Origin of the sequence: Haemophilus sp. C1 (assembly GCF_001276515.1) — a bacterium.
In the GTDB taxonomy this organism is placed as follows: Bacteria; Pseudomonadota; Gammaproteobacteria; order Enterobacterales; family Pasteurellaceae; genus Haemophilus.
Map to the genome: position 1 here is coordinate 1 of NZ_LDVZ01000032.1, position 10,183 is coordinate 10,183.

At 39.3% G+C, this 10,183-nt stretch carries 10 protein-coding genes and 1 tRNA gene; 10 read left to right on the top strand and 1 reads right to left on the bottom strand.

What is annotated here, in order from left to right; translation table 11 throughout:
• Positions 1-100: 100 nt before the first annotated feature.
• From ABW51_RS08870 to htpX, 8 genes are all read left to right on the top strand, one after another.
• Positions 101-177, top strand: a tRNA-Arg gene (locus ABW51_RS08870).
• A 111-nt stretch (positions 178-288) separates the two neighbouring features.
• A complete protein-coding gene (gene rapA, locus ABW51_RS08875) occupies positions 289-3,060 on the top strand; it encodes an RNA polymerase-associated protein RapA (protein ID WP_053466456.1) in 2,772 nt (923 codons plus the stop codon).
• Between the two features lie 2 nt (positions 3,061-3,062).
• A complete protein-coding gene (gene rluA, locus ABW51_RS08880) occupies positions 3,063-3,722 on the top strand; it encodes a bifunctional tRNA pseudouridine(32) synthase/23S rRNA pseudouridine(746) synthase RluA (RefSeq protein ID WP_053466457.1) in 660 nt (219 codons plus the stop codon).
• 26 nt (positions 3,723-3,748) lie between these two features.
• Positions 3,749-4,327, top strand: a complete 579-nt coding sequence (locus ABW51_RS08885; protein ID WP_053466458.1) for a rhomboid family intramembrane serine protease — start codon at positions 3,749-3,751, stop codon at positions 4,325-4,327.
• A 29-nt stretch (positions 4,328-4,356) separates the two neighbouring features.
• A complete protein-coding gene (locus ABW51_RS08890; RefSeq protein WP_053466459.1) occupies positions 4,357-5,109 on the top strand; it encodes a DeoR/GlpR family transcriptional regulator in 753 nt (250 codons plus the stop codon).
• A 127-nt stretch (positions 5,110-5,236) separates the two neighbouring features.
• The gene (locus ABW51_RS08895; protein ID WP_053466460.1) at positions 5,237-5,989 is read left to right on the top strand and encodes an MlaA family lipoprotein; all 753 of its coding nucleotides are present in this window, start codon (positions 5,237-5,239) and stop codon (positions 5,987-5,989) included.
• Positions 5,990-6,045: 56 nt separating this feature from the next.
• Positions 6,046-6,435, top strand: a complete 390-nt coding sequence (locus tag ABW51_RS08900) for a RidA family protein (RefSeq protein ID WP_044232724.1) — start codon at positions 6,046-6,048, stop codon at positions 6,433-6,435.
• A gap of 164 nt (positions 6,436-6,599) precedes the next feature.
• On the top strand, positions 6,600-7,454 hold the full coding sequence (htpX, locus tag ABW51_RS08905) for a protease HtpX (protein WP_197271853.1): 855 nt from the start codon (positions 6,600-6,602) through the stop codon (positions 7,452-7,454).
• Positions 7,455-7,496: 42 nt separating this feature from the next.
• Here the strand turns inward: htpX and tusA are convergent, their stop codons facing one another.
• The gene (gene tusA / locus ABW51_RS08910; protein ID WP_053466462.1) at positions 7,497-7,736 is read right to left on the bottom strand and encodes a sulfurtransferase TusA; all 240 of its coding nucleotides are present in this window, start codon (positions 7,734-7,736) and stop codon (positions 7,497-7,499) included.
• Positions 7,737-7,851: 115 nt separating this feature from the next.
• On the opposite strand from tusA, the gene ABW51_RS08915 reads away from it, so the two are divergent.
• Together ABW51_RS08915 and ABW51_RS08920 are read left to right on the top strand one after the other, a co-directional pair.
• Positions 7,852-8,472 (top strand): YigZ family protein, encoded by a 621-nt coding sequence (locus ABW51_RS08915; RefSeq protein WP_053466463.1) that lies wholly within the window; start codon positions 7,852-7,854, stop codon positions 8,470-8,472.
• 2 nt (positions 8,473-8,474) lie between these two features.
• Positions 8,475-9,938 (top strand): TrkH family potassium uptake protein, encoded by a 1,464-nt coding sequence (locus ABW51_RS08920; protein ID WP_053466464.1) that lies wholly within the window; start codon positions 8,475-8,477, stop codon positions 9,936-9,938.
• Positions 9,939-10,183 lie beyond the last annotated feature (245 nt).

Consider the following 10,183-nt stretch of genomic DNA (forward strand, 5'->3'; position numbering starts at 1 on the left):
AGCGCAACTGGTTTGGGACCAGTGGGTCGTAGGTTCAAATCCTATCTCGCCGACCACTTCTTTTTTTCTTGAAATTCTGTACAAAAGAAATCCTTTGAATGCGCCCTTAGCTCAGCTGGATAGAGCAACGCCCTTCTAAGGCGTGGGTCAAAGGTTCGAATCCTTTAGGGCGTGCCATTTATTTCTTTAATCTATTTTTTTATTCTCTTTTATTAATTTCCTTTGCTATTTAAGCAAGCTACAATACGCACCAAAATTTTATCAATGTAAATCAGAAAGAGAATTATTATGCCCTTTGCTATTGGTCAGCGTTGGTTGAGTGAAAGTGAAAACGCTTTAGGATTAGGTGTTATTACCGCATTAGATCAACGAACCGTCACGATTTATTTCCCCGCAGCAGATGAAACGAGGATATATGCTGCTGCACAAGCGCCTTTAAGTCGAATTGTGTTTAGCAAAGGCGAAACATTATCCCATCAAGCAGGCTGGCAAGGTGAGATTTTAGACGTTCAAAATATGAACGGTTTGCTATTTTATTTAGTTAAAAATCCACAAGGTGAAGATGTCATTGTGCAAGAACGTGATATTTCGCCGATTATTTCTTTTAGCCAAGCGAAAGATCGTTTGTTTTCAGCGCAAATTGATCGCAGCAGTCATTTTGCATTGCGTTATCGCACGCTTTGTCATCAGCAAGCACAATTTAAATCGCCATTGCGTGGTTTACGCGGAACACGTGCAGGTTTAATTCCTCATCAGCTTCATATTGCCGCTGAAGTCGGTCATCGAGTTAATCCTCGCGTGTTATTAGCGGATGAGGTTGGTTTAGGGAAAACCATTGAAGCAGGAATGATTTTACAGAATCAACTTTTTGCTGAGAAAGTGCAACGTGTTCTTATTATCGTGCCAGAAACGTTGCAACATCAATGGCTGGTGGAAATGCTTCGTCGTTTTAATTTGCATTTTTCACTTTTTGATGAAGAGCGTTGCAACGATTTTGATATTGATGCCGTTAATCCGTTTACAACTGAAAGCTTAATTATTTGTTCGCTGAATTGGTTAGAAGCTTATCCAAACCGAGTAGAGCAGGCACTTGATGCTCAATTTGACTGTTTAATTGTGGATGAGGCGCATCATCTCGTGTGGTCCGAATCTTCACCAAGTGCGGCTTATTTATTAGTTGAACAGCTTGCTCGTATTATTCCATCCGTCTTGTTACTCACGGCAACCCCAGAACAACTTGGGCAAGAAAGTCATTTTGCTCGTTTGCGCTTACTGGATCCAGAACGTTTCTTTGATTATCAAACCTTTGTGAAAGAACAGGAACGCTACCAACCTGTGGTTAATGCCGTTGAATCTTTGTTGGCAAATAAGGCATTAAGTGCGGTAGAAAAAAATCATATTTCTGATTTGTTGCTTGAACAAGATGTCGAGCCACTTTTTAAAGCGATTGCCTCAAATAATGATGAAGAACAGCATCGTGCCCGTCAGGAATTGATTCAAGCCTTAATTGATCGTCACGGCACGGGGCGAATGTTATTCCGCAATACACGTCAAGGCGTGAAAGGTTTTCCGCACCGTGTTTACCACCAAATTACACTCTCGGAAGAGAATGATAAAATTGATTGGCTGATTGATTTCCTCAAACTACATCGCGATGAAAAAATCTTTGTGATTTGCCAGAGAGTGGCAACGGCGATTCAGTTAGAACAAATTTTACGTGAACGCGAGGCGATTCGCGCCGCAGTGTTTCACGAAAAAATGTCGATTATTGAACGAGATAGAGCCGCGGCTTATTTTGCGGATTTAGAAAACGGCGCACAGGTTTTACTGAGCTCGAGTATTGGCTCGGAAGGGCGTAATTTCCAATTTGCGGCAAATTTAGTGTTATTTGATTTACCGACCAATCCTGATTTATTGGAACAATGTATTGGCCGATTAGATCGTATTGGACAAAAACGTGATGTGCAAATTTATGCGCCTTGTGCAAAAGATTCGCCTCAAAGCCGTTTAGCGCGTTGGTACAATGAGGGGCTGAATGCTTTTGAACAAACTTGTCCAATGGGAATGGCATTATTTGCCCAGTTTTCTGATGAGTTAGAAAAAGTGCGGTCACATTCTACCGCACTTTCAGAGAATGAATTTTCTGAATTATTAAAACAAACTAAAACCACGCGGGAAAGACTCAAGATTGAGTTAGAAAAAGGTCGTGATCGTTTATTAGAGCTAAATTCTCATGGCGGTGAGCAAGCACAAGCGTTAGCGGATCAAATTGCTGATGAAGATAATTCGCCTGAGCTTGTGAATTTTGCTTTAAAATTATTTGATATTATTGGCGTAGAGCAAGAAGATCTTGGAGCAAATAGTATTGTGATTAGCCCAACAGGGACAATGCTTGTCCCCGATTTCCCGGGTTTAAAAGAAGAAGGTGTGACGGTTACCTTTGATCGAGAACTTGCCCTTGCTCGCGAAGAAATGGAATTCTTGACTTGGGATCATCCTATGATTCGTCAAGGTATTGATCTTGTTGCTTCGGGTGATATTGGCAAAGCTGCAATGGCATTGCTTGTAAATAAACAACTGCCCGCTGGCACCTTATTAATTGAATTGATTTACGTGGTGGAAAGCCAATCGCCAAAAGGGTTGCAGCTCAATCGTTTCTTGCCGCCAACGCCTATTCGTCTGTTACTTGATAACAAAGGAAATAACATTGGTGAGCAGGTTGCCTTTGAAACATTGCATAGCAAATTGAAACCACTTGGTAAAAATATTGCTAATCAAATGGTGAAAATGGCACGGGCCAATATTGAAGCCTTGATTACACGAGGCGATCAGCTCGTAAAATCTTTAGCTGAACCGATTATTGCTGAAGCTAAAAATCAAGCAGATCAACAATTAAGCGCAGAAATTAACCGTTTACAGGCTTTGCGAGCAGTGAATAAAAATATTCGCCAAAGCGAAATTGATATTTTAGAACAACAACGAACACAATCACTTGACGAGCTTTCTAAAGCAAATTGGCGTTTGGATTGCTTGCGGGTCATTGTGACGAACAAGGAATAAAAATGGCATTGATTGAATATAATCCGCCTCTTGAACCTTATTTAGATATTATTTATCAAGATAATCATTTGTGCGTAGTGAACAAACCTAGCGGTTTGCTTTCTGTGCCAGGCAATCAACCACAATATTACGATAGCGCAATGAGTCGAGTAAAAGAAAAATTCGGCTTTTGCGAGCCTGCGCATCGTTTGGATATGGCAACGAGCGGTATTATTGTGTTTGCTTTAAGTAAGGCTGCGGATCGTGAATTAAAACGTCAATTTCGCGAACGTGAACCTAAAAAACATTATCAAGCGATTGTTTGGGGGTATCTAGAGAAAGATTATGGCGAGATAAATTTGCCGATGATTTGTGATTGGGAAAACCGCCCACGCCAACGTTTGGATTTTGTTTTAGGAAAAAGAGCGGTCACAAAATTCGAAGTTTTAGCACGTTTGCCTAATAACAGTACTCGCGTGAAACTGACGCCCGTGACAGGCAGATCTCATCAATTACGCTTGCACATGTTAGCATTGGGGCATCCAATTCTAGGCGATAAATTTTATTCTCATCCACAGGCTAAAGCTATGTCGCCAAGATTATGCTTGCACGCAGAAGAATTGACGATTACCCACCCCATTACAGGGGAAACAATGACTTTTAATGCGAAGTCAGATTTTTAAATTTCCGTAGAAGCACGAGATCACGAATGAAAAACTTTTTAGCTCAACAAGGAAAAATCACGCTAATTCTCACCGCACTTTGTGCGCTTATTTATATTGCCCAACAGCTGGGTTTTGAAGACGATATTATGTATTTGATGCATTACCCCGCTTACGAAGAGCAAGATAGCGAAGCGTGGCGTTATATTTCACATACATTGGTACATTTATCTAATTTGCATATTTTGTTTAATCTGTCTTGGTTTTTTATTTTTGGTGGAATGATTGAGCGCACTTTTGGTTCGGTCAAATTATTGATGTTGTATGTTGTGGCCTCCGCCATAACAGGATATGTACAAAATTATGTGTCTGGCCCCGCTTTCTTTGGGCTTTCTGGTGTTGTATATGCAGTTCTAGGTTATGTATTTATACGTGATAAATTGAATCATCATTTATTTGATCTGCCAGAAGGTTTTTTCACAATGTTATTGGTGGGGATCGCATTAGGTTTTATTAGCCCCTTATTTGGTGTTGAAATGGGAAATGCTGCACATATTTCAGGCTTGATTGTCGGTCTTCTTTGGGGATTTATCGATAGCCAATTACGTAAAAATTCGCTAGAGTAAGCCCGTTTAATTTGGATAAAGGATTCGCTATGAAACAATCGTTACGCCATCAAAAAATTATTAAACTGGTGGAGCAAGCTGGCTATTTAAGCACGGAAGAACTGGTTACAGCCTTAGATGTTAGCCCCCAAACGATTCGCCGTGATTTGAATATTTTGGCAGAGTTGGATTTAATCCGTCGCCATCACGGCGGTGCGGCATCGCCATCTTCTGCAGAAAATTCTGATTACGTGGATCGTAAGCAATTCTTTTCATTACAAAAAAATAATATTGCGCAGGAAGTCGCAAAGTTGATTCCTAACGGCGCATCTTTGTTTATTGATATTGGTACCACGCCTGAGGCTGTCGCCAATGCATTGCTTGACCACGAAAAACTCCGAATTGTGACGAATAATCTGAATGCCGCTCATCTTTTACGCCAAAATGAAAGTTTTGATATTGTCATGGCGGGCGGATCGTTACGAATGGATGGTGGAATTATCGGCGAAGCTACGGTGAATTTTATTTCTCAATTTCGCCTAGATTTCGGGATTTTAGGGATTAGCGCGATCGATGCTGATGGTTCATTATTGGATTATGATTACCATGAAGTACAAGTCAAGAGAGCGATTATTGAAAGTTCACGTCAGACCTTATTAGTGACCGATCACTCTAAATTTACTCGCCAAGCGATTGTTCGATTGGGCGAATTAAGTGATGTGGAATATTTGTTTACGGATGATGTTCCCGAGGGAATTGTCAATTATCTGAAAGGTCAGAAAACGAAATTAGTTTTATGTTAGGAATGAGAAAGTGCGGTAAAAATAATGTGTTTTTACCGCACTTTTTATATGTTTTATGGGTAAGATTTATTTTGTTGTTACTTGGCAAATTAGGTAGAATAAGCCCACATTTATATAAGGATTCAAAATGAAAATAAAGACGATTCTGACCGCACTTTTCGGCGTAATTGTGCTGACAGGTTGTGCAAATAAGAACGACACGAAACAAGCAAGTGAGCGTAACGATGCCCTTGAAGGGGTCAATCGAACCATGTGGAAATTTAACTATAATGTTATGGATCGTTATGTGTTAGAACCCGCTGCAAAAGGTTGGAATAACTATGTGCCTAAGCCGATTTCTTCTGGTCTTGCTGGCATTGCCAATAATCTTGATGAGCCGGTAAGCTTTGTGAACCGCTTAATTGAAGGTGAACCGAAAAAAGCATTTGTTCACTTTAATCGCTTTTGGATTAACACCGTATTTGGTCTAGGCGGTTTTATTGATTTTGCGAGCGCAAGCAAAGAGCTACGCGTAGATAACCAACGTGGATTTGGGGAAACTTTAGGTAGTTACGGCGTAGATGCAGGCACTTATATTGTGCTACCGATTTATAATGCAACAACGCCACGTCAATTAACCGGTGCTGTGGTTGATGCTGCTTATATGTATCCATTCTGGGAATGGGTTGGCGGCCCGTGGTCGTTAGTGAAATATGGTGTGCAAGCAGTGGATGCTCGTGCGAAAAATATCGATAACGCGGAGTTGTTACGCCAAGCACAAGATCCATATGTAACCTTTAGAGAAGCGTATTACCAAAATTTACAATTTAAAGTGAGTGATGGCAAATCAACAGAAAATAAAGAATCGCTTTCTGATGACGTGCTAAAAGAAATTGATTAATAAACGAAAAGTGCGGTGAAAAATAACCGCACTTTTTATCAACTAAGGAGAAAATGATGACTCAAATTATTCATACTGAAAAAGCACCGGCAGCTATTGGCCCTTATGTTCAAGCGGTTGATCTTGGCAATTTAGTTTTAACCTCAGGGCAAATTCCAGTGAATCCTGCAACAGGTGAAGTGCCTACGGATATCGTTGCACAAGCACGCCAATCTTTAGAAAACGTGAAAGCGATTATTGAGAAAGCGGGTTTAACCGTCGCAGATATTGTAAAAACAACGGTTTTTGTGAAAGATCTTAATGATTTTGCAGCAGTTAATGCAGAATATGAACGTTTCTTTAAAGAAAATAATCATCCTAACTTCCCTGCTCGTTCTTGCGTAGAAGTTGCACGTTTACCAAAAGATGTGGGATTAGAAATTGAAGCGATTGCTGTAAGAAAATAATTTTCTGTTTGGCAATCTCTACTTAAAAGTGCGGTCATAAACTCGCATGTTTTTGACCGCACTTTTTGTTTGTATGCTGATAACAAAAATTTTACATTACACCTTGAATTTTTTATGAATTTTCCCCACTAAGGAAATACTTAACCCTAACTTTGAGAGAACACATTATGATGCGTATTCTTCTTTTCTTGGCAACCAATATGGCTGTAATGCTGGTATTAGGTATTATTTTAAGTGTGACTGGTATTGCAGGAAATAGCACCGGCGGCATTTTAATTATGGCATTACTATTTGGTTTTGCTGGTTCATTAATTTCATTATTCCTGTCTAAAACGATGGCATTGCGTTCTGTAGATGGAGAGGTGATTACTCAACCTCGTAATCAAACTGAACGTTGGTTAATTGATACCGTTAGTCGCCAAGCGCAGAAAGCGGGTATTCCGATGCCAGACGTGGCGATTTATCATTCACCCGATGTGAATGCTTTTGCGACAGGTGCAACGAAAAGCAATTCTTTAGTTGCGGTTAGTACGGGATTATTAAACAACATGACTGAGTCTGAAGCTGAAGCTGTTTTAGCACACGAAATTTCCCATATTTCCAATGGGGATATGGTGACGATGGCGTTATTGCAAGGCGTATTGAATACTTTCGTGATTTTCTTATCGCGCGTTATTGCAACGGCGGTGGCAAGTTCGCGTAACAATAATGGAGAAGAAACGCGCAGTTCAGGCATTTATTTCTTGGTTTCGATGCTATTGGAAATGCTCTTTGGTGTGCTTGCGAGTATTATAGCAATGTGGTTCTCTCGTTACCGCGAATTTCGTGCAGATGCTGGTTCAGCAAGTTTAGTAGGCAAAGAAAAAATGATTATGGCACTGCAACGTTTGCAACAACTTCACGAACCCCAAAATCTCGAAGGTTCTTTAAATGCCTTTATGATTAATGGTAAACGCAGTGAACTCTTTATGAGCCATCCACCACTCGAAAAGCGTATTGAAGCCTTACGCAATCTTTAAAAATTTCAAAAAATCGGCCGCACTTTAATGATGGCTGATTTTTTATTTTCCTTTTTTCACCCAATATTTAAACGGTGATTTTTCCACTTCACTTTGCAGTAAGGTGTGATCCATAAATTGACAGAAACTTGGAATATCTCTTGTTGTTGCAGGATCGTCAGCAATAATCAAAAGTATTTCTCCATCGTTAAGATGACGAATATTTTTACGAACAAGCATGACAGGTTCTGGACAACGTAATCCTAAAGTATCTAGGGTTTGAGTGACGGAAATTTCAGACATATTCTTTTTTCTTTTGAAAAACAGAGCCATATCATACCGCACTTACGGCAAAATTTCGACAAATCCTAGTCATCAGTGATAGACTAGTGTCATTGAAATTACCTTGAAAAAATAAATGGCGGAGTATCTCGTTCCTAAAAGTGCGGTTGTTTTTGAAGAAGAAATTAAGAAAAGCCGTTTTATTACTTATTTGCAACACACCGAAGGTTTAGAGCACGCAAGAGCTTTTTGGGCAAAGATTAAACAAGAACATCCAAATGCTCGGCATCATTGTTGGGCTGCCGTAGCAGGCAAGCCAACAGATTCTCTACAACTAGGTTTTTCTGATGATGGCGAACCTGCTGGAACAGCAGGAAAGCCAATGTTGAGTGCATTGCAAGGTAGTCAATTAGGTGAAATCAGTGCGGTGGTGGTTCGCTATTATGGTGGTATTTTGCTTGGAACGGGCGGATTAGTTCGTGCTTACGGCAATGGCGTACAACAAGCGTTAAAGCTGATTGAAAGCGAAATTAAAGTTGAACGAACCCCTTTCAAACTTGATTGTGACTATAGTCAGCTAAATTTGGTCCAACAACTTTGTGAAAAATATCAGGTTGAGATTTTATCTCAAGATTTTCAGGCAAATATTCATTTGATTTTAGGTATTAGTGAAAAAACAGTCGATGTTTTTTCTTCAGAATTAACAGAAAAGTCTGCGGGCAGATTAGTCATCCAACTTTTAGAGACAGGCGAATAATAGTGCATATTTTATCGATTATCCGAATTATTGGTATTCTTGTGATGTGTTTTTCAGGCACAATGCTGATTCCAGCATTTGTCGCACTGATTTATGGCGATGGTGGCGGCAAGGCATTTATGCAGGCTTTTATGTTGAGCTTGACGGCGGGCACATTGCTTTGGTGGCCATGCCATCACCATAAACAAGAATTACGATCCCGTGATGGTTTTTTGATCGTTGTGGCTTTTTGGTTAGTTTTAGGAAGCTTGGCAACATTGCCTCTTTTATTGTTCGATTCACCACATTTAACTATTGCTTCAGCCGTATTTGAAGCATTTTCTGGCTTAACTACTACTGGTGCAACGGTAATGAAGGGGCTGGATAATTTACCTAAATCTATTTTGTTTTATCGTCAGTTTTTACAATGGTTAGGTGGTATGGGGATTATCGTATTGGCTGTGGCGATAATTCCGCTGTTGGGAATTGGTGGGACACAATTATATCGAGCAGAATCTTCAGGCCCTCTTAAAGATCAAAAATCTTTGCCTAAAATTTCAGAAGTGGCGAAAGCGCTATGGATTATTTATGCTTCATTAACTGTTCTTTGTGCCATTGCATATTGGCTATCAGGAATGAATCTTTTTGATGCCATTGGGCATAGTTTTTCAACAATTTCAAATGGCGGATTTTCAACGCACGATGCAAGTATTGGCTATTTTAATCAAGCTTCCATTTATTGGGTTACAACAATTTTTATGCTGATTGGTGGTGTTAATTTTAGTTTACATATTTCCGCTTTTCTTGCACTAGGTAAAAGAAATATTTGGCGAAATTATTGGAAAGATCCCGAATTTCGTTTTTTTCTAACGATGCAAATTATTTTTATTGGTATTGTATCTCTATCTTTATATGGTTATGGTTTAGTTTCAGATATAAACGAGGCAGTAACAAAAGGTGCATTACAATTAACATCAATGTCAATGACTGCTGGTTATACGATTTTTGATATTGATAATCTTCCGCCTTTTATTGGGCTTTTACTGGTAATTTCTGCGGTAATTGGTGGTTGTGGTGGTTCAACAACTGGGGGATTAAAAGCGATACGGACACTTATATTGTGGAAACAAATCGATCGAGAACTGCATAGTTTAATCCATCCAAATTTAGTACAACCAATTCGAATAGGTAAAAATCGTCTAGCACCAAGAATGATAGAAAGTATTTGGGCATTTTTCATTATTTTTATACTGGTTTATTGGGGGTGTGTTTTTGCTGTTATTCTTTGTGGAATGAATACTTTTGATGCGATGGGAGCCGTATTCGCCACATTAACGAATGCAGGACCGGGACTTGGTTTTATTCACGAAAGTTTTATTGGTGTTCCAGAAAGTGCTAAATTAGTCTTTAGTTTTGCTATGATCTGTGGACGTTTAGAAATGTTTTCATTAATCGTGCTGTTTATTCCAAGCTATTGGAAAAAATAATAATAATTGGAAAATTATTGTATTTTTGACCGCACTTTTTAATAAAATGTTTATATTTCCATCAAAAGATCATTTTTTTAAATATTTTTACAAAAAGTACTTGCAAGGGATTTGAAAATCCCTATAATGCACCGCACACAACGACGCACTGTTGTGAAGTTTTTTAAGTTTCCAAGTGCGTCGTTATTTTTTGCTCTTTAACAATATATCAGACAATCTGTGTGGGCACTTGTTGATTGACTTGT

Bases quoted from the DNA above. Each gene is read 5' to 3' on its own strand.
- ABW51_RS08885 (WP_053466458.1), top strand. From the start codon at position 3,749: ATGAAAAACTTTTTAGCTCAACAAGGAAAAATCACGCTAATTCTCACC.
- ABW51_RS08890 (WP_053466459.1), top strand. From the start codon at position 4,357: ATGAAACAATCGTTACGCCATCAAAAAATTATTAAACTGGTGGAGCAA.
- ABW51_RS08900 (WP_044232724.1), top strand. From the start codon at position 6,046: ATGACTCAAATTATTCATACTGAAAAAGCACCGGCAGCTATTGGCCCT.
- ABW51_RS08915 (WP_053466463.1), top strand. From the start codon at position 7,852: ATGGCGGAGTATCTCGTTCCTAAAAGTGCGGTTGTTTTTGAAGAAGAA.
- tusA (WP_053466462.1), bottom strand. From the start codon at position 7,736: ATGTCTGAAATTTCCGTCACTCAAACCCTAGATACTTTAGGATTACGT.
- rapA (WP_053466456.1), top strand. From the start codon at position 289: ATGCCCTTTGCTATTGGTCAGCGTTGGTTGAGTGAAAGTGAAAACGCT.
- ABW51_RS08895 (WP_053466460.1), top strand. From the start codon at position 5,237: ATGAAAATAAAGACGATTCTGACCGCACTTTTCGGCGTAATTGTGCTG.
- rluA (WP_053466457.1), top strand. From the start codon at position 3,063: ATGGCATTGATTGAATATAATCCGCCTCTTGAACCTTATTTAGATATT.